This is a genomic window from Rothia amarae (genome assembly GCF_042677725.1).
Lineage (GTDB): Bacteria > Actinomycetota > Actinomycetes > Actinomycetales > Micrococcaceae > Rothia > Rothia amarae.
Map to the genome: position 1 here is coordinate 291,280 of NZ_JBHUCN010000013.1, position 17,802 is coordinate 309,081.

At 50.9% G+C, this 17,802-nt stretch carries 15 protein-coding genes, 3 tRNA genes and 1 other RNA gene; 7 read left to right on the plus strand and 12 right to left on the minus strand.

Features of this window, described 5'->3' with window-relative positions; translation table 11 throughout:
• Window positions 1-84: 84 nt before the first annotated feature.
• The 4 genes from ACFR81_RS08145 to aceE form a co-directional block, all read right to left on the minus strand.
• Window positions 85-327: an acyl carrier protein gene (locus ACFR81_RS08145; RefSeq protein WP_068170127.1), complete on the minus strand. Its 243-nt coding sequence runs from the start codon at window positions 325-327 to the stop codon at window positions 85-87.
• A gap of 192 nt (window positions 328-519) precedes the next feature.
• Window positions 520-1,545: a beta-ketoacyl-ACP synthase 3 gene (locus tag ACFR81_RS08150; protein WP_343875074.1), complete on the minus strand. Its 1,026-nt coding sequence runs from the start codon at window positions 1,543-1,545 to the stop codon at window positions 520-522.
• 27 nt (window positions 1,546-1,572) lie between these two features.
• Window positions 1,573-2,493, minus strand: a complete 921-nt coding sequence (locus tag ACFR81_RS08155; RefSeq protein ID WP_068170121.1) for an ACP S-malonyltransferase — start codon at window positions 2,491-2,493, stop codon at window positions 1,573-1,575.
• Window positions 2,494-2,763: 270 nt separating this feature from the next.
• A complete protein-coding gene (aceE, locus tag ACFR81_RS08160; RefSeq protein WP_343875072.1) occupies window positions 2,764-5,499 on the minus strand; it encodes a pyruvate dehydrogenase (acetyl-transferring), homodimeric type in 2,736 nt (911 codons plus the stop codon).
• Between the two features lie 350 nt (window positions 5,500-5,849).
• Between aceE and ACFR81_RS08165 the strand changes: the two genes are divergently transcribed.
• From ACFR81_RS08165 to gndA, 3 genes are all read left to right on the plus strand, one after another.
• On the plus strand, window positions 5,850-6,266 hold the full coding sequence (locus ACFR81_RS08165) for a DUF3052 domain-containing protein (protein WP_343875070.1): 417 nt from the start codon (window positions 5,850-5,852) through the stop codon (window positions 6,264-6,266).
• Window positions 6,267-6,474: 208 nt separating this feature from the next.
• Window positions 6,475-6,550, plus strand: a tRNA-Val gene (locus tag ACFR81_RS08170).
• 341 nt (window positions 6,551-6,891) lie between these two features.
• Window positions 6,892-8,370 (plus strand): NADP-dependent phosphogluconate dehydrogenase, encoded by a 1,479-nt coding sequence (gndA, locus tag ACFR81_RS08175; RefSeq protein WP_343875068.1) that lies wholly within the window; start codon window positions 6,892-6,894, stop codon window positions 8,368-8,370.
• 67 nt (window positions 8,371-8,437) lie between these two features.
• On the opposite strand, the gene epsC is transcribed toward gndA, so the two are convergent.
• From epsC to msrA, 3 genes are all read right to left on the minus strand, one after another.
• The gene (gene epsC, locus ACFR81_RS08180) at window positions 8,438-9,022 is read right to left on the minus strand and encodes a serine O-acetyltransferase EpsC (protein ID WP_190618454.1); all 585 of its coding nucleotides are present in this window, start codon (window positions 9,020-9,022) and stop codon (window positions 8,438-8,440) included.
• 157 nt (window positions 9,023-9,179) lie between these two features.
• Window positions 9,180-10,115 (minus strand): cysteine synthase A, encoded by a 936-nt coding sequence (cysK, locus tag ACFR81_RS08185; protein ID WP_068170103.1) that lies wholly within the window; start codon window positions 10,113-10,115, stop codon window positions 9,180-9,182.
• Window positions 10,116-10,220: 105 nt separating this feature from the next.
• A complete protein-coding gene (msrA, locus tag ACFR81_RS08190; protein ID WP_068170100.1) occupies window positions 10,221-10,742 on the minus strand; it encodes a peptide-methionine (S)-S-oxide reductase MsrA in 522 nt (173 codons plus the stop codon).
• 117 nt (window positions 10,743-10,859) lie between these two features.
• On the opposite strand from msrA, the gene ACFR81_RS08195 reads away from it, so the two are divergent.
• Window positions 10,860-11,768, plus strand: a complete 909-nt coding sequence (locus tag ACFR81_RS08195; protein ID WP_068170099.1) for a Nif3-like dinuclear metal center hexameric protein — start codon at window positions 10,860-10,862, stop codon at window positions 11,766-11,768.
• 20 nt (window positions 11,769-11,788) lie between these two features.
• Here the strand turns inward: ACFR81_RS08195 and ACFR81_RS08200 are convergent, their stop codons facing one another.
• The gene (locus ACFR81_RS08200) at window positions 11,789-12,568 is read right to left on the minus strand and encodes a YaaA family protein (protein WP_068170096.1); all 780 of its coding nucleotides are present in this window, start codon (window positions 12,566-12,568) and stop codon (window positions 11,789-11,791) included.
• A 31-nt stretch (window positions 12,569-12,599) separates the two neighbouring features.
• Between ACFR81_RS08200 and rnpB the strand changes: the two genes are divergently transcribed.
• Window positions 12,600-12,958, plus strand: an RNA gene (rnpB, locus tag ACFR81_RS08205) — RNase P RNA component class A.
• A 24-nt stretch (window positions 12,959-12,982) separates the two neighbouring features.
• On the opposite strand, the gene def is transcribed toward rnpB, so the two are convergent.
• From def to orn, 3 genes are all read right to left on the minus strand, one after another.
• Window positions 12,983-13,555, minus strand: a complete 573-nt coding sequence (gene def / locus ACFR81_RS08210; RefSeq protein WP_190618468.1) for a peptide deformylase — start codon at window positions 13,553-13,555, stop codon at window positions 12,983-12,985.
• Window positions 13,556-13,651: 96 nt separating this feature from the next.
• Window positions 13,652-13,727: transfer RNA gene (locus ACFR81_RS08215), tRNA-His, on the minus strand.
• 134 nt (window positions 13,728-13,861) lie between these two features.
• Window positions 13,862-14,482 (minus strand): oligoribonuclease, encoded by a 621-nt coding sequence (gene orn, locus ACFR81_RS08220; protein WP_145173110.1) that lies wholly within the window; start codon window positions 14,480-14,482, stop codon window positions 13,862-13,864.
• Window positions 14,483-14,644: 162 nt separating this feature from the next.
• Between orn and mptB the strand changes: the two genes are divergently transcribed.
• Together mptB and ACFR81_RS08230 are read left to right on the plus strand one after the other, a co-directional pair.
• Window positions 14,645-16,201, plus strand: a complete 1,557-nt coding sequence (gene mptB, locus ACFR81_RS08225; RefSeq protein ID WP_343875058.1) for a polyprenol phosphomannose-dependent alpha 1,6 mannosyltransferase MptB — start codon at window positions 14,645-14,647, stop codon at window positions 16,199-16,201.
• 65 nt (window positions 16,202-16,266) lie between these two features.
• Window positions 16,267-16,339 (plus strand) — tRNA-Arg (locus ACFR81_RS08230).
• A 120-nt stretch (window positions 16,340-16,459) separates the two neighbouring features.
• On the opposite strand, the gene ACFR81_RS08235 is transcribed toward ACFR81_RS08230, so the two are convergent.
• On the minus strand, window positions 16,460-17,713 hold the full coding sequence (locus tag ACFR81_RS08235; RefSeq protein WP_343875056.1) for a glutaminase: 1,254 nt from the start codon (window positions 17,711-17,713) through the stop codon (window positions 16,460-16,462).
• Window positions 17,714-17,802 lie beyond the last annotated feature (89 nt).

A 17,802-nucleotide genomic window follows, 5' to 3' on the forward strand; every position in this document is an offset into this window, starting at 1 on the left:
CTTTAAGCTTTCTGAATGGGTGGCAAGAATGAATAAAGGGAGGGCGCGGACAAGAGAAACTTGCCGCGCCCTGGCACCATGAAATTAGCTAGCGTTTTCGATGAAGTTTACTGCATCGCCAACAGTCTTCAGGTTCTTGACCTCTTCGTCGGGGATAGTAACGCCGAACTTCTCTTCTGCGTTAACAACGATGGTCATCATGGAAATGGAATCGATGTCGAGGTCTTCGGTGAATGACTTGTCTAGCTGAACGTCAGCGGTTTCTACACCGGTTTCTTCGTTCACGATTTCTGCAAGACCTTCGAGGATTTCTTCTTTGTTAGCCACGTTGGCTCCTTTTCTTGTGTCCGCGATGCACAGTGCAACGCTTATCTAGATTTTCCCCGGTTGCGGGGAGCACCTGGTACAACGATAAAACGCTACAACAAGCACTTCACTGTCGATTTTATCCCGCTTTGACCTACAGAAAAATTCTTCAGCGAGTGTTTGTTGAAATTCTAGGGGTAAATCACCAAATATTTAGGGGAGAACGACGACCTGAGCGGCGAAGGCAAGACCGGATCCGAACCCTATCTGTAGGGCGAACCTCCCAGAGAGGTCGGGGTTCTCTTGCAGGAGGCGGTGTGCAGCCAAGGGCACTGATGCTGCAGAGGTATTACCTGCATCGACAATATCGCGACCGACTTTGACAGTATCGGGAAGTTTAAGGGTCTTCACCATCTGGTCGATAATACGCTCATTCGCCTGGTGGGGAATGAGGGCACCGAGTTCATCGGCGGTAATACCTGCTTCTTCAAGGGCTTTTTGAGCAACCTTGGACATTTCCCAGACGGCCCAGCGGAAGACTGAAGGGCCTTCTTGGCGAAGGGTGGGCCAAATCTTTTCGCCTTCTTGAACAGGGTTCTCAACGAAATCGCGGTTACGGATTTCAAGCATCGAATGAGTCATGCCAACGGTATCCCATCGGGAGCCGTCGGATCCCCATACCGTCGGAGCAATTCCGGGTTCTGCGGAAGCGCCAACAACTGCCGCACCTGCGCCGTCGCCTAGGAGAAATGAGATAGTGCGTTCGGTGTTATCAATAAAATCAGAGAGCTTTTCTACGCCCACCACGAGCACATTGCGTGCAACTCCAGAACGGACGAGAGCATCTGCTTGAGCAATGCCGTAGCAGAAACCAGCGCACGCGGCAGAAATATCGTAGGCAGCGCAGCGGGATCCGATGGAATCGGCAACAATGGTTGCCAAAGAGGGAGTGGCATAGGGGTGCGAAATAGTAGAGATGATGACGGTATCAATGTCTTCACCGGTAACGTGAGAGGCTTTGAGCGCATCCTGGGCTGCTTCAATCGCCATATCCGCTACAGAAATATTTTCGCTAGCCCGCTGACGGGTAACAATGCCGGTACGCTGGCGAATCCACTCGTCTGAGGAATTGATGGGACCTGCGATGTCATCATTGGTAACGGACAAATCAGGTCGAGAAGCGCCATATCCTAGGATACGGGAATACTGTTGTGGAGCAGATTGCTTGAGAGTGGTCATGAATATCCTTGAGTGAGTCTTAAATCTTTAGGAAGCGCTATAAGCGGCGGTAGCAGTCATAAGATCTTCAGGAACGTTAAGAGCAATACCTTCAGTGCCCTTGAGACCTCGTTTTGCCAGTCCAATCAAAGTTCCTGCTGGTGCCAGCTCAATGATCTTTTCGACGTCGAGAGAGCTGAGGGTTTGCATGCACAAATCCCACCGAACGGGGCGGGTTATCTGCGCTACCAGTGATTCGATGACTGCGGAACCCAATGAGATTTCTGAACCATCAAAATTGGTCAGAAGCTTTGATTGCGGATCTGAGGGGTTGAGTGTAGCGGCAAACTCTTTCAGGGGTCGCACTGCAGAGCTCATGAAGTCAGTGTGAAATGCACCGGCAACTTTCAGCGGAATTATGCGAGTTTTAGCAGGGGGATTCTCTGCAAACTGCTTGAGCGAGTCGAGAGAACCAGCGGCAACAATTTGTCCACCACCGTTGGAGTTCGCTGCGGTCAAACCTGCATCGGAGATAGCTGCGCGGACGTCGTCCTCTACGCCACCAAGGACAGCACTCATACCTGAGGGTGCCGCGGAAGCTGCTTTAGCCATGCCCTTGGCTCGAACGCGAATAAATTTCATGGCATCTTCTTCGCTCAAGACGCCGGTGAGGGCGGCCGCGGTAATCTCGCCCACCGAATGTCCGGCAAAGACGGTCCTCTTTGCATCAAAAGAGTCAGAACGCTTCAGCGCTGCTCCCGCAACTATTCCCGCAGCAACAATGAGGGGCTGCGCAATAGCAGTATCCTTGAGGGTATCTTCATCAGCTTCGGTGCCGAAATGAACCAAATCTAAATCTGCTGCTGATGAGAGGGTCTGAAGATGCTCTTTGATACCTTCAACTTCCAACCAAGGCTTCAGAAAACCTGGTTTCTGCGAACCTTGTCCCGGGCAAACTACTGCAATCATGGGGTTCCCTTCACTGGAAATATCGAAGATAAGAATGCTCTTTTCTAAAATCTTACCCAATCAAAAGCAGGTGAACTGTCGAATAAGTAGTTTCAACCGTGAGAAACCGCTCGTTTGTACTTCGAATTCCCAGCAATTTACACCGGTGGTTCAAAGACAAGGTAAGCCATCAACATTGGGATGTTTGTTTTCAGCGGCGTAAGAACAAAGAAAGAGGGGGGCAACGATTCTTCCAAAGAATCGTTGCCCCCCTGTTGAAAAACCTAAAGTTTATTCTTCGCCGTTGGGCTCAACTGCTGGCTTGTTTTCGCTCAGCTTGTACTTATCCCATGCCTGAGCAGGAACATTGGAGTCGACTTCTCCACGCTTTGCAAGCATCTGCAATGCGCGAACCGCAATCGATTCTGCATCGATATTGAAGAAACGACGTGCACCTGCGCGAGTATCAGCAAAGCCGAAGCCGTCGGCACCGAGCGTTGCAAATTCGTTGGGAACGTACTGACGAATACCATCCATTAGAGCAGAATCGTAGTCGGACACAGCAACGATCGGGCCGGTTGCACCTTCGAGCTGCTGTGCTACGAAGGGCTGGCGTGAATCTTTGCCACCGTTGAGGAAGGATTCGCGTTCAGCTGCAATGCCATCGCGGCGAAGATTGATCCATGAGGTCACGGACCAAACATCAGCAGATACGCCCCAGTCCTTCTCAAGAAGCTCAGAAGCCTTAACCGCCCAGTTTACACCGATACCCGATGCAAGTAGCTGGGTGCGGGGACCGTCTGCCTGCGATTCCTTGATGCGGTGGATACCGCGAATGATGCCATCAATATCTACATCTTCAGGCTCTGCAGGCTGAAGAATGGGCTCGTTGTACACCGTGAGGTAGTACATGACGTTGTGGTCCTCGTCCTTCTGACCGTACATCTGCTCGATACCGCGCTCCACAATGTGGGCGATTTCGTAGCCGTATGCAGGGTCATACTGAAGAACTGCAGGGTTCTGTGCCGCCAGGATGGGGGAGTGACCATCCATGTGCTGGAAGCCTTCACCGGTAAGGGTGGTGCGACCTGCAGTGCCACCCACGATGAAGCCTCGAACCATCTGGTCAGCTGCTGCCCAGAAAGCATCACCGGTGCGCTGGAATCCGAACATCGAGTAGTAGATGTAGATGGGGAGCATCGGCTCACCCTGAGTGTCGTACGATGAGCCCGCTGCGGTCATTGCCGCAACGCCGCCGGCCTCATTAATACCCACGTGCTGAATCTGACCTGCAGGGGATTCCTTGTAAGCCAGCATCAACTCACGGTCCACGGCCAAGTAATTTTGACCCAGTGGGTTGTAAATCTTGGCGGTGGGGAAGAGTGAATCCATACCGAAAGTACGTGCTTCATCAGGAACGATAGGCACAATGCGCTTACCGAATTCCTTCTCACGCATGAGGTCTTTCATCAAGCGTACAAAAGCCATGGTGGTAGCAGCCATCTGCTTACCGGAGCCCTTCTTCGCACCCTTGTATGCCTTCTCGCCGGGCAGCTCAATTTCTTTTTGAACCTGACGGCGCTGGGGCAAGAAACCACCGAGCTGTTCGCGACGTTCCATCATGTACTTGATTTCAGGAGCGTCCATACCAGGGTGGTAGTACGGAGGATTGTAGAGATCCTTTTCTAGCTCTTCATCAGAGAAAGGAATTCGCAAGTGATCACGGAAAGCCTTGAGGTCTTCCATGGTCAGCTTCTTCATCTGGTGAGTAGCATTACGACCCTCGAAGTGGGTTCCCAGACCGTAGCCCTTAATGCCCTGCGCAAGAATAACGGTGGGCTGCCCCTTGGTTTCCAAGGCAGCTTTGTACGCTGCATAAACCTTGTGGTAGTCGTGCGCACCGCGCTTGAGAGCCCAGATTTCGTCGTCAGTCATGTCTGCAACGAGTTCTTTGGTCTCTGGTGACTTACCGAAGAAGTGCTCACGGATGAAGCCGCCGTCTTCTGCCTTGTAAGTCTGGTAGTCACCGTCCAGGGTTTCGTTCATGATACGAACGAGTTCACCGGACTTGTCTTTCTCAAGCAGGGTGTCCCACTCGCGACCCCAAATCACCTTGATAACGTTCCAACCAGCGCCGCGGAAGAATGCTTCAAGTTCCTGAATAATCTTGCCGTTGCCGCGAACAGGACCATCGAGGCGCTGCAAGTTGCAGTTGACGACGAAAGTCAGGTTATCGAGCTTGTTGTTGGCTGCAACCTGCAGTGCACCGCGTGACTCTACCTCGTCGAGCTCGCCGTCACCCAAGAATGCCCAGACATGCTGCTGGGAAGTATCTTTGATACCGCGATCTTGGATATAGCGGTTGAATTGAGCCTGCCAAATTGCGTTGATAGGTCCGATACCGAGTGAAACGGTGGGGAACTGCCAGAATTCAGGCATGCAACGGGGGTGGGGGTAGGACGGCATGCCGTCTTCACCCTTGGTCTTTTCCTGGCGGAAACCATCGAGCTGATCTTCGGTCAGGCGACCTTCGAGGTAAGCACGTGCATAGTTACCGGGGGAGGAGTGTCCTTGCCAGAAAATCTGGTCGCCGCCACCAGGGTGCTCGGGGCCGCGGAAGAAGTTGTTCAAGCCTACTTCGTACAGAGTTGCAATACCTGCGTAGGAGGAAATGTGTCCGCCCACGCCAATAGTTGCTTTCTGGGCACGCTGCACCATCACAGCGGCGTTCCAACGGAGGTAAGCACGGTAGCGACGTTCCATTTTTTCGTCGCCAGGATACTCAGGTTCCTGGTCAACGGGAATAGTGTTGACGTAGTCGGTAGTGGTGACCATGGGCACCTGTACGCTACGGCTTCGCGCACGCTGAAGGAGTGAACGAACGATGAACTGTGCGCGTTCGGTTCCGTGAGCGTCTACGAGCTCATCGAAGGACTGAATCCATTCATTTCTCTCTTCAATATCGGCGTCCGTGAAGTCATTGGTCAATGCACTGAGGACGTGATCATTTGTTTCGGAGGGTCCCACTAGCCAACCTCTCTTGTAGATAAATCTGGTTTAAGCGGGGTGCCTGAAGTAGACACCAAAATGCCATCCATGCGTCATCCCGTAAATTGGATTGAACGCTTTCTCTATATGTTGTCACAATCTGAACCCAAAAAAAATGAAGTAAGCCTCAAGAGTAAGCAAAGTCGGGTTCTTTAAGTCACATTCCGATGCAATGGTTGCTATTTCTGGTATCAGAAACGCAGATTGGCGCTTATAGGCGTGTGAAACGCCGATATCTTCCAGACTGTGAACGCTTGTCTGTACACTGAAACCTAAGATGCAAAGCAAATTTGCACAGAACGCAGTAAATCTACTCCAGGAGGAATTCAGTGAGCGAGACCAAGACCGTTGCTGAAAAAGCAGCAGTCCAATTTGGTTTCAAGGATGGGGATCTCATCCAAGAATTTGGATATGACGAAGATGTTGATTTTGATCTTCGCGATGCTTTGATGGACCACATTGATTCCGATCTTTTGGACGAAGAAGACCAAGAGGTCGTAGATGGTGTGTTGCTCTGGTGGCGCGCTGAGGACGGCGATCTGGTCGATGAGCTGGTGGATGTCCTTGCAACCCTGGGTGAAGGTGGAGCTATTTGGTTGATGACGCCTAAGGCGGGTCGCGATGGGCATGTGTCGCCGTTGGATATTGAAGAAGCTGCTCCTGAAGCTGGTTTGCATGTGACGTCATCGGAGGAAGCAAGTCCTGAATGGGCTGCTACTCGATTGGTGATGCAGCAGGTTCGATGAATTGTGCCCCGCAGAAGATTTTCTGCGGGGGTTTTCATTTTTCTAAACTTAATTTTTTCGCGGATTTTCAGGGTTTTTGCGCAAAATTTGGCAGAAATTTAACTACTTGTGATGCAGGTCATGGGATTTTGGTTTGCACGGTTCAAAAAGTGTGTGTAAAGTATTTTCTTGTCGCCGCGAGATACGGAAACGGAAATCGCAAGGCAATGGGTCTTTAGCTCAGCTGGTAGAGCGCCACGTTTACACCGTGGATGTCATCGGTTCGATCCCGGTAGGACCCACCACGATAAGAAAGGCTTCACGAAAGTGAAGCCTTTCTTTGTATATCATCACTTTCTTCTGGGACGCGCATGAATAAGTTTAAGCCTCGCAATCTGACAGCTGTTGGGCTGAGCCTGACTTGGTTTCTCATCTCCCTCTTTTTTATCCTTCAGGGTAATTTCCTAGGCATCTGGATTCCTTTTGCGTCCGTGTCGTTGGTAATTGGAATTGCTGCAGTATGGGTTTTGCTGAACGATCAGGCTGAATGAGTCCAGCTATTCGATCAACGTGAAAAGCTGTTCAACGTCAGTGAAAAAAGGTCAGAGGGCATCACACCCGCGGTTCTAACACGTAAAGTTGAAGTATGACTGAAAAAAATACTTCGAAAAAGGCTCAAATTGGTGTAACCGGTCTTGCGGTGATGGGCGCAAACCTCGCGCGCAATCTAGCTCGTCATGGATACACTGTGGCGCTTCACAACCGTTCCGTTGAGAAAACTGACGCCCTGTTGGAGGCTCATGGCTCTGAGGGCGAGTTTATTCGTACTGAGACTCTTCAAGAACTCGTTGATTCACTGGAATCTCCCCGTCGTATTCTGATCATGGTCAAAGCAGGTGCTCCTGTGGACGCTGTCATCGATCAACTTGCCCCTCTCCTTGATAAAGACGACATTATTATTGACGGTGGTAACTCCCATTTCCCCGACACTATCCGCAGGGAACACGACCTGTCACAGATGGGCTTGCACTTTGTGGGAATCGGCGTCTCCGGTGGCGAAGAAGGAGCCCTGAACGGACCTTCGATTATGCCCGGTGGCTCAGAAAAGTCCTACGAATCCCTAGGCCCTCTTCTGGAAGATATTGCCGCTAAAGCTCCCGATGGTAAGCCCTGCTGTGCATGGATTTCGACCGATGGCGCCGGTCACTTTGTGAAGATGGTGCACAACGGTATTGAGTATGCTGATATGCAGGTTATTGGTGAAGCCTATGATTTGCTTCGTTCTGTTGCTGGTATCGAACCGGCTGATCAGGCTGAAATCTTTAAGAAGTGGAATACCACTGAACTCAATTCTTACTTGATTGAAATTACCTCTGAAGTTCTGTCTCAGGTAGATGCTAAAACCGGTAAGCCGTTGATCGACGTCATCGTTGATGAAGCGGGTCAGAAGGGAACTGGCCGGTGGACCGTCCAGGCAGCCCTCGATTTGGGTTCTCCCGTAACGGGCATCGCCGAGTCGGTATTTGCTCGTGCTCTCTCGTCTTCCAACCCCGCAGCGCGTCAGCAGGCACAGAAAGAGCTACCAGCCGGCGTTTTAGAGTCTTCTCAGCTTGCAGAGGAGGAAGAGTTCATTGAGGACGTCCGCAAGGCTCTATTTGCCTCTAAGCTGGTTTCATATGCGCAGGGTCTTGACCAGTTGGTTGCCGCAGGCAAAGAATACGGATGGGAGCTGAAGCTGGACGAAATTGCGGGTCTGTGGCGTGCCGGTTGCATCATCCGTGCTGAACTACTGGGCGAAATCATGGATGCCTATCAGGGGGACACTCAGCCGGTGAATATGCTGCTGGCTCCTGGCTTCAAGAAGCTTATGGAAGATCTGCTCCCTTCATGGCGCCGCGTCATTGTCAAAGCAACTGAAATGGGAATTCCCGTACCGGTCTTCGCTTCTTCTCTCTCCTACTACGATGGTCTGCGCCGTGATCGTCTGCCCGCCGCATTGATTCAGGGACAGCGAGACTTCTTTGGCGCTCATACCTATGCTCGCGTTGATAGCGAAGGCATGCGGCACACCGAATGGAGCGGTAATCGATTAGAGATTGATGCTGCAAGTTCACATACCCACTAAATTCTGGTGTATGTCAAAAGGGATTCTTCCTCGCAAGAGGAAGAATCCCTTTTTTGTAGCCATGTTTTTAGATCCACATGGCAGGATCCACGTATTCAACAGGGTCAACCAGAGGTTTCTTCTTTTCAGGAGTACGTGGCCGTGATTTTGCAGGGATGCCGGTAATGATGGAGTCGGCAGGATGATCATGCACGACGACGGCGTTGCCACCAATAGCTGATCCAGCACCGATTACTACGGGACCGAGAACTTTTGCTCCGGCGCCTATGGTCACCTGATCTTCAATGGTGGGGTGGCGCTTGGTTTTTTCTAACGAACGCCCGCCTAAAGTGACCTGGTGGTAGAGCATAACGTCATCACCAATCTCTGCCGTCTCACCAATCACAATGCCCATACCGTGGTCTATGAAAAAACGCCGACCTATGGTGGCGCCCGGATGAATTTCAACACCGGTCAGAAAACGGGAAAACTGTGAGAGTGTACGAGCAGCTAACTTGGTGGAGTCATTCTGCCAGAGCCTATGGGAAATCCGATGGATCCAGATGGCGTGCATTCCCGAATAATTGAGAAGAATTTCCATTGTGCTACGGGCAGCAGGATCGTGGGCGCGAACTGTTGCAAGGTCTTCAGAAAAACGATCAAAAAAGCTCATGTACTAACTTTCCTCAAAATGTGCAGGCATATCAGCGTACAACTTCAGCCTGTCGTAACTTCTTCGCTGAAAGCACCTTGGCTCTTAGTATCTGATACTACAAGGTGGCGAACAACTTGAGCTGTTCGCCACCTTGGGAAAATAGAGATTCTGGTGCTTAGCCGCGAATATCCTCGTACAGAAGAGTAGAGATGTAACGTTCGCCGAAATCGGGAACTATTGCCACAATGAGCTTATCTTTATTTTCTGATTTCTTGGCTTCTTCGAGCGCAGCCCATACCGCGGCACCGGAGGAAATACCGCCCAAAATGCCCTCTTCAGTTCCGAGCGCACGTGCAGTTTTGACTGAATCTTCAGCCGATACAGGAGTTACCGCATCGTAAATCTCGCGATCAAGTGTATCGGGCACAAAGTTAGCACCCAGACCCTGAATCTTGTGAGGACCAGCTGAACCACCGGAAAGCAAGGGGGAGTCAGAAGGTTCTACAGCAACAATCTTGATGTCGCTCTTCTTCTCCTTGAGGTACTTACCAGCACCTGAGACGGTACCACCCGTACCCACGCCCGCTACAAAAATATCGATTTCGCCATCGGTAGCTTCCCAAATTTCTGGGCCGGTGGTGGTGTAGTGAATTTCTGGGTTAGCCTCATTTGAGAACTGCGAAGCCAGGATTGCATTTTCTGAGTTCTCTACAATCTCGCGAGCCTTTTCCACGGCCCCGCGCATTCCATCGGCACCTGGAGTCAGAACAATCTCTGCGCCAAACGCGCGGAGCATCACCCGGCGCTCGTTGGACATGGTTTCAGGCATAGTCAGAATAACTTTGTATCCACGCGCTGCGCCAACCATCGCTAGGGCAATACCGGTATTACCAGAGGTGCCTTCGACGATAGTGCCGCCGGGCTTGAGGTCACCGGACTTTTCTGCGGCATCGATGATGGCGCGACCGATACGATCCTTTACCGAATTAGCAGGATTATAAAACTCTAGTTTGACGGCTACATTGCCGGGCAAATCAGCGTCAAGACGGTTCAGACGCACCATGGGGGTACCGCCAATAATTTCCGTGACGTTGTTGTACATCTTAGACATAGCTTTTCCTTTCGGAAGAAAATATTTTGCTTCCCTCACTACTTTACGGAGATTAAGAAGGAAGCAGTAATATTTGAGAAATGTTTTGTAATGTTTAGGGTTGTATCACAAGAGGTATTCAGCGTATTGCTGGCGTACTTTAGAAACCTTAGGGTTGACGATGGCCATGCAATACCCAGCGTAAGGATTCTTCTGGTAGAAATTCTGGTGGAGTTCTTCAGCTTCCCAGAAGGTCCCCAGCGGCTCAATCACGGTAACTACCGGTCGTTCCCACACCTGCTCGGCACGTTTCTTTGCCGCTTCGAAAAGTTGTTTTTGTTCTTCATTTTCATAGAAAAGTGCTGAACGGTATTGGGAGCCGACGTCGGCGCCTTGGCGATCCCAGCTGGTGGGATCGTGCGAAGTGAAGAAGATATCCAACATGACGTCTGCGGGTATCACCGTTTCATCGAAGGTCACTTTGTCTACTTCTACATGGCCTGTTTGACCAGAACAGACGCTATAGTAGTCCGGGTTATCGGTGGCGCCGCCTGTATATCCCACCACATTTGATTGAACGCCTCGGATATTTCGATAGACCGCATCAATGCACCAAAAACATCCTGCGCCCACTACAAAACTTTGCATTGGATTGATATTTCCCTTCAATCATTCACTGAAATTTGTTGATTTATACATTTCAACGAATGCCCTGAGGTGGAAATTCCTCGTGATCTCAATTAATTTTCTGAGACAATACCTTGTATGAATACTCAGAATGTACCTTCATTAGAAAAAGTTTTAGAAGTCTTCCACGAGATGTTTCCCCTTTCGATTGCAGAGAGCTGGGATGCCAGCGGCCAGGTGACAGGGCGCCCATCCGACCCGGTCCGTACCGTGGGCTTTGCGGTTGATGCCACGGTAGCCACAGCCCATGAGGCCGTATCGCGCAATGCCCAATTGCTGATTACTCACCATCCACTTTTGCTTAAGGGAACATCATTCTTGCCTGCGAGTGACTATAAGGGCGAGGTGGTGCATACTCTGATTGAGAACCACTGCGGATTACTTGGTGCTCATACAAACGTGGATTCTGCTCCTCTGGGAACCAACGATGCGTTCATGAAGAATCTGGGGATTGCTGCAACAGAAATTCTAGATTCCCCTGAGACTGTGGAAATTGAGGGAAAACAGGTTGAAGTTGGAATCGGGCGAGTAGGTTCACTTCCTGCCCCCCTTACTCTGAAGGAACTCGCAGAGAAAATTGCGGATTTTCTGCCGGCAACAGCCGCTGGTCTGCGGGTAGCCGGAACCCCTCAGACCAAAATCCAAAAAATTGCCCTGTGTACCGGCGCGGGAGACTCCCTCTTTGACGCCGTACGAGCCCATCAAGCAGATGTATATATTACAGCTGACCTGCGCCATCATCCTGCCTCTGAAGCTCGTGAAACTGCCTTGATTTCTGGCTTAGGCACACCCTGTTTGATTGATTGTTCGCATTTTGCCAGCGAGTGGTTATGGATGACGGACGCGGCAGAAGCCCTGAAACAGCGATTAGTAAAACAGGGATTCGAAATTGAAACCTACGTATCTGAACTCAATACTGACCCGTGGGATTTCGTTGTTTCCACCAGCGTCGTAGATGGATCGGCAAGCACTGCTCTCTTGAAGTAAGAGAGTATTGGTCTAATATTTCAGGCTACCGGGGGAGCGGGCACCACCAGCGTGAGGATCCCCGCTTGCTTCGGTGTTGCGGGGGTAATCTCAACGGTCCAGTGAGAGTTAAGCTTTTCTGAAAGTTTTTCTATGGAATCGCAGGATAGAAGTTTTTCCATTATGAGATAGCGAGCCAGTAGCCCTCGATAGTGTTTAGCGAAGTGGGATACTACTTTTCTGCTGCCGTCTTTTTGCACTTGCTCGACACGGACTAAATAGGTCTGCGCCTGAGGTGGTTTCCAGGCATTGGAATACGCCGCTGATCGGCAGTCGATGATGAGGTGGCCCTGGGCGTAGTCTGCTAGGAGGGATGAAAGTTCCCCTCGCCAAAATGTTGCGAGATTACCGCATTCTCCTAATCGAATGCCCATCGATAGCCGGTAAGCGGGAATTCTGTCGGTGAGTTTCAGAGCACCCCACAGGGCAGAAATAACTAAGATGGACGAATCTGCTCTTTGTTTTTGAGCTGCGGTGAACGATGAATAGTCTAAAGCTTCATACAAGACGCCCGTATAAACTTCAGCAGCGGCAGCGGCTGGCTCCGCAAGAATCCTCTGATTACGAATAATCTCTGAGCTAAGTGTCTTGCCTACCTTGAGGAGCTGGGGAGCATCGTGGTGACTGCTAACCGTCATGAGCTCTTTCGCTACCAACTCTCTCGCTTCGGTCAACTCAGAAAAGCTGAGATTTGCGAAGTCCACCGGCTCGCCCTTTGACGCTGGAGCTTTGCCTTCTGATGGGGGTAACAAAATAAGCATGACTTCAAGTGTAGTAAAGTTTAGAGACGGACGGGACGCTCGGGCAATCGCGCGGTGAGATGTAATGTCCACCTCGAGGAAAGTCCGGGCTCCACAGCACAGGATGGTCGATAACGTCGACTCAGGGTAACCTGCAGGCTAGTGCCACAGAAAAAAGACCGCCTTTTACGAGGTAAGGGTGAAAAGGTGAGGTAAGAGCTCACCAGTATCTCAGGTGACTGAGATAGCTTGGTAAACCCCATTCGGAGCAAGGTCAAACAGAGCATGAAGTAGGCTGTGCGTCGAAATGCTCGGGTAGGCTGCTTGAGCTCTACGGCAACGTAGGGCCTAGATGGATGATTGCCACTTGTTGTACAAGTACAAAACCCGGCTCATAGAGCGTCCCGTCCCTTTTTCTGCCTGATATCTTCTTCCTTAGTGGCCAAAGGGGTCTGGGTCTACTCCTGGCGTCCATTGGTGTCCCTCATGGGTCCAATCTTCTCGCTTTGCCACTTTCTTAGCTTTTGCCCCCCACTTTTTGTTGAGGCGATTTATATAGAGTTTGCCATCAAGGTGATCAGCTTCGTGTTGCATGACGCGCGCAAACCAGCCGGTTGCCTCAAACTGTAGAGGCTTACCTTCGGCGTCCCATCCCGAAACTTTGACCCACTCAGCTCGTTTGAGAGGAAAGCTATAGCCGGGGAATGAGAGGCAGCCCTCATCTTCGGTTTCAGGCTCTGGGTCCTGCGTAGAGATTTTGCCCAGGGTGAGGAGGGGGTTGATGACTACGCCAACGGGCGGTACGCCGTCCTCATTCTCAAAGGAGTAGGTAAACAGACGCAGCCCCACTCCGATCTGGGGAGCGGCAAGTCCTACACCGTGGGAGGCTTCCTGGGTCTCATACATATCTTCAATGAGAGTCTTTAACTCAGCATCAAACTGTGTGACGGGCTGAGCAGGTCGATGAAGTACGGGGTTTCCGTGGATAACGATTGGCCGGATAGTCATTTCAACTCCTGAAAACTTCTGGTTCAGAGCGTGTATAGAGGGTATAGATAAAGCAAAAAAAGGGTCGTTATGGAAACCATAACGACCCTTTATTCTTGGGGTGATCGACGGGGGTTGAACCCGCGACCTCCTGGACCACAACCAGGCGCTCTGCCGACTGAGCTACGACCACCATGTGCTTCTACATTCAATGAATTTCTTCATCCGTGCTTGGCAACAGAGAATACTCTACTGGAATTCGCTCAAAAACCAAAATTGAACAGAGCACTTTCGCGGTGATGGTTATCACTCTGCGGTGAAAGGTTCTTAGCTTAGCTCCTGCCTGCTGTTCTGCACCTTTTGTGCGATTGCAGAGGCTGCCTTGGAATCAGGCCCTGGTGCCGGCACAAAAACGGCTTCGCGATAGTAACGAAGTTCATCAATCGAATCCCGAATATCTCCAAGGGCGCGATGGTTTCCAGTCTTGGCCGGGGCATTGTAGTGAGCTTTGGGGAACCAACGGCGGGAAAGTTCCTTAATGGTTGAAACATCAATAACGCGGTAGTGAAGGTAATCAATCAGTTCAGGCATATCCCGGCTGAGGAAAGTCTTGTCTGTGCCGATTGAATTTCCCGCAAGTTGTGCCTTGCGCGGCTCGGGTACAAACTCCTGAATATAGTCGAGCACCTGACGCTCGGCGTCTCCCATTGAGATTCCCTGTTCTAGTTCATCGAGTAGACCAGATGTCTTATGCATGTTCGTTACAAAATCATCCATGTTCTCCAGCGCAGCAGGGTCAGGCTTGATAATGACATCTACACCTTGACCCAATATGTTGAGTTCTGCATCGGTCACAAGTGCTGCGACTTCAATCAGAGCATCGTTCTCCAAAGAGAGCCCTGTCATCTCGCAGTCAATCCATACAATTCGTTCATTAGAAATAGACACCCTTCTAACTTACTCCCCAGGCGAGCTCTACTCAGCATTTTCGCTCTGCAGCAGAATACTTGGTGATATTTCACAGAAGTAGTGTCTACCAGGTGGTCAGTAGGGGTGTTCGGGTTCGGTAATATCAGGAGAGTTCAGTAAATCCCGCGATGCAGGAGCCCAATGTCTGCAAATAAGGTTCAGCGACCCGCTAGTAAGCGAGTAGGCAAGCGATCTAAATATATTTATGGCAACCCATTACGTACCATAGTGCTCGGTACCTTGGGATCGCTATTGATGATGGTGGGCTCATTTGGCGTGGGATGGCTTGCGGATGCTTCCCCTCTGCAACGAATCCCCTTTGTAATCTCCTTGCGTTACAACATTTCGGGGATTATTCTCTGCATTATTTTGCTTGCAGTAGGTGGCATGATTATGTGCCGTGAATGGCTCCGGCTGTCCCAAAAACTCATCGTATGGAGGGGAAATGCCAAACGGTATACCTGGTTGGCTATCGTGTGCTGGACTACCCCTCAACTTATCGCATTCCCGCTCTTTTCCCGAGATATATTTTCTTATTTTGCTCAGGGGCGAGTGATGCTCAGTGGGCAGAACCCCTATGAAGTGGGCGTCTCCTCTATCAACAATTTCTTCCAGTATGGAGCAGATCCTTTATGGGCGCAGTCGCCTCCGCCTTACGGCCCCATCTTTCTCTGGATCGAACAAGGGGTTGCATGGCTGGCGGGAACAAACGTCGATTTAGGTATCTATCTCTTCCGCGGAGTTGCAGTTTTTGGTGTAGCTCTCATTGCCTACTTTGTGCCTAAGATTGCTGCTTTGCACAATATTAACGGCGTCCGAGCGCTCTGGTTGGTCGTCGCTAACCCTCTCTTCATCGCTCAGTTTGTAACCGCAGGGCACAATGACGCTTTGATGACCGGATTTGCCGTAGCGGGAACATATTTTGCTGCCGCTCATCGTAACTGGAAGGGTGGAATTCTCGGAATCACACTGGTTACCCTAGCGATCGCTGTCAAGCCTATTGCTCTGGTGATCTTGCCCTTCATTGGTTTACTGTGGGCAGGGCGAGGAGCATCATGGCCCCGAAAGTTTATGTTCTGGGCTTTGACATTGACCGTATCTCTGGCGGAATTGGGCATAATGGGCCTCATCAACGGTTTTGGGTTCGGCTGGGTCGGTGCGCTCTCCACGACTGGCGGTCAGCTGATTTGGTATGCACCGGTTGGTTTTATTGCCTGGATGGCGGGCATGATTTTTACCCCGCTCTTGGGCGGAGAAACCGCCGAAACTATTCGCGATGCCATTGGTTCCATGGGGAAGCTCATCGGTATGTTGGGCGCCGTCCTAGTGATGTTTGTGGGGCAAGACTCCAAACTGGTTCGACGAATTGGTATATCGCTGGGTTGCATCGTCATCTTTGCACCCATGATCCAGTCCTGGTACCTGCTCTGGATCATTCCATTCCTTGCCGCATCCGGCATTAGAACTGATTGGCAATTAGACTTCTACTTCATTACCACATTGTTCTTCATGATTTACGCAGTCAGCGACCAGCTCGATGTTTCTCCCTACATTCAGGACTTCGACATGAATATGGGGCGTCTCATAGCCGTCGTCATTTCACTGGCCTATGCGAGTTATCTGGTGTTCATTGACCCGGCAACGCGGAGAGTCCTTCGCCGAGGAAAGCGTTCCTCCATCTACCAGGTCATCATCTAATGAGCGTTCTTTGCTCTGCCCTTGAGAAATGAGTAATATGGGGAAGGTTCACTCTGTGAACTGTCGCCTCAGTAGCTCAGTGGATAGAGCAGGAGCCTTCTAATCTCTTGGTCGGGGGTTCGACTCCCTCCTGGGGCACAACCGAATAACCCGTCTGACGAGAAGTAACGCTAGTCAGACGGGTTATTTTTTTATTGCTGTACCAAAGGGCGATTTATGGGACGCACCGAATCTGATATGTCCTATCCTCTGCGCAAGCTATTTCTGCCGCGAACGCAGGTAGTGGATGCCGTCGTCGTGCGCAGAATTCTTGAATTTAAGGATATTATCTGGATCCAGCAACGATACCTGTAAATCCTCTTCCTGTAGCCGGTGCAAACCATCGAGTAGCATATGCCGGCCCACCCGGTTAGCTTCACTGACCCGCGTCAAATCTATGACGACGTCGGTACAGTTGTATTCCAACTCTTCAAGCTGAGAAAGTATTTCTTCGGCGTTGGAGAACTCCAAGCGTCCCTGAAGCTCAATAATCAGTTCATCGCCCACCTGCCGGACCGCACGAACAGCATGGTAACTGTATGCCTCAGTGTCCATGATGTGCAGACCCATGCGATCAGAAAGCTCTTTGAATACGCGAATTCCTCGAACGCTATTACCCTTGGCATCCAGGCTAGGAGAGAAGACTCCGAGACCCAACTGACCGGGCAGGACACCTAGAATACCGCCTGAAACTCCAGATTTCGCAGGAATGCCGACATCCGCAAACCAGGTCCCCGAGGCATCGTACATTCCTGCAGAGACCATCACTGAAAGTACTTGGCGGGCTACCAAAGGTTCAATAACCTGTTCACCGGTATGCGGCTGGATACCCCCATTGGATAGCGTGGCGCCCATGACAGAAAGATCGCGAATATTGACTTTGACGGCGCACTGGGCGATATAGCCTTCCACCACCCCGTGAGCTGGCCCATCAAAGACGCTCAAGCCCTTCAGCATGTGCCCCATGGCAAAATTGCGCTCTGCGGTCTCGAGCTCTGAAGTGAAGACATCCTGATCAATCGTCAACTCTCGGCCAGCCAAGCGGGAGAAAAATTCGCGAAGATACTCAATGCGTTCCTGGCTCGGGGTATCCTTCTCTAACAACAATCCGTGAACGGCAATCGCCCCCACATTAATCATGGGGTTATCGGGTCGATTGCTATCTTCTTCAATTGAGAGCTCGTTGAAAGCTTCGCCCGAGGGCTCCACTCCAACTCGTTCGCTCATATACTCTTTGCCGTGCATATCTAAAGCTGCTGCATATGCAAAAGGTTTGGACATAGATTGGAGGGTGAACTCAATGTTGTCATCCCCCACGGAGTAGGTACGTCCCTCAACAGTCGTCATGGCAATCCCAAAACGATGAGGATTAGCGCGAGCCAATTCGGGGATGTAGGAGGCGCGCTCGCCACCGTCATGATTGCGGTTACGCTCGAGAAGTTCGTTGAGGTAGTCAGTTACGGGGCTCTTCATTCCTCCACAGTAGCGAAGCAGGGGAGAAGGCGCCAAATACTTTCATCTCCGTCCCTACTCGTTTAAGAGGAGAAACGTTGAGGTCGCAA

What these genes read in the sequence shown, in the direction of transcription:
- cysK (WP_068170103.1), bottom strand. Translation starts at nt 10,115, where the DNA reads ATGTCTAAGATGTACAACAACGTCACGGAAATTATTGGCGGTACCCCC.
- msrA (WP_068170100.1), bottom strand. Translation starts at nt 10,742, where the DNA reads ATGCAAAGTTTTGTAGTGGGCGCAGGATGTTTTTGGTGCATTGATGCG.
- ACFR81_RS08150 (WP_343875074.1), bottom strand. Translation starts at nt 1,545, where the DNA reads ATGACCACTCTCAAGCAATCTGCTCCACAACAGTATTCCCGTATCCTA.
- ACFR81_RS08155 (WP_068170121.1), bottom strand. Translation starts at nt 2,493, where the DNA reads ATGATTGCAGTAGTTTGCCCGGGACAAGGTTCGCAGAAACCAGGTTTT.
- epsC (WP_190618454.1), bottom strand. Translation starts at nt 9,022, where the DNA reads ATGAGCTTTTTTGATCGTTTTTCTGAAGACCTTGCAACAGTTCGCGCC.
- mptB (WP_343875058.1), top strand. Translation starts at nt 14,645, where the DNA reads ATGTCTGCAAATAAGGTTCAGCGACCCGCTAGTAAGCGAGTAGGCAAG.
- ACFR81_RS08195 (WP_068170099.1), top strand. Translation starts at nt 10,860, where the DNA reads ATGAATACTCAGAATGTACCTTCATTAGAAAAAGTTTTAGAAGTCTTC.
- def (WP_190618468.1), bottom strand. Translation starts at nt 13,555, where the DNA reads ATGACTATCCGGCCAATCGTTATCCACGGAAACCCCGTACTTCATCGA.
- ACFR81_RS08235 (WP_343875056.1), bottom strand. Translation starts at nt 17,713, where the DNA reads ATGAAGAGCCCCGTAACTGACTACCTCAACGAACTTCTCGAGCGTAAC.
- gndA (WP_343875068.1), top strand. Translation starts at nt 6,892, where the DNA reads ATGACTGAAAAAAATACTTCGAAAAAGGCTCAAATTGGTGTAACCGGT.
- ACFR81_RS08200 (WP_068170096.1), bottom strand. Translation starts at nt 12,568, where the DNA reads ATGCTTATTTTGTTACCCCCATCAGAAGGCAAAGCTCCAGCGTCAAAG.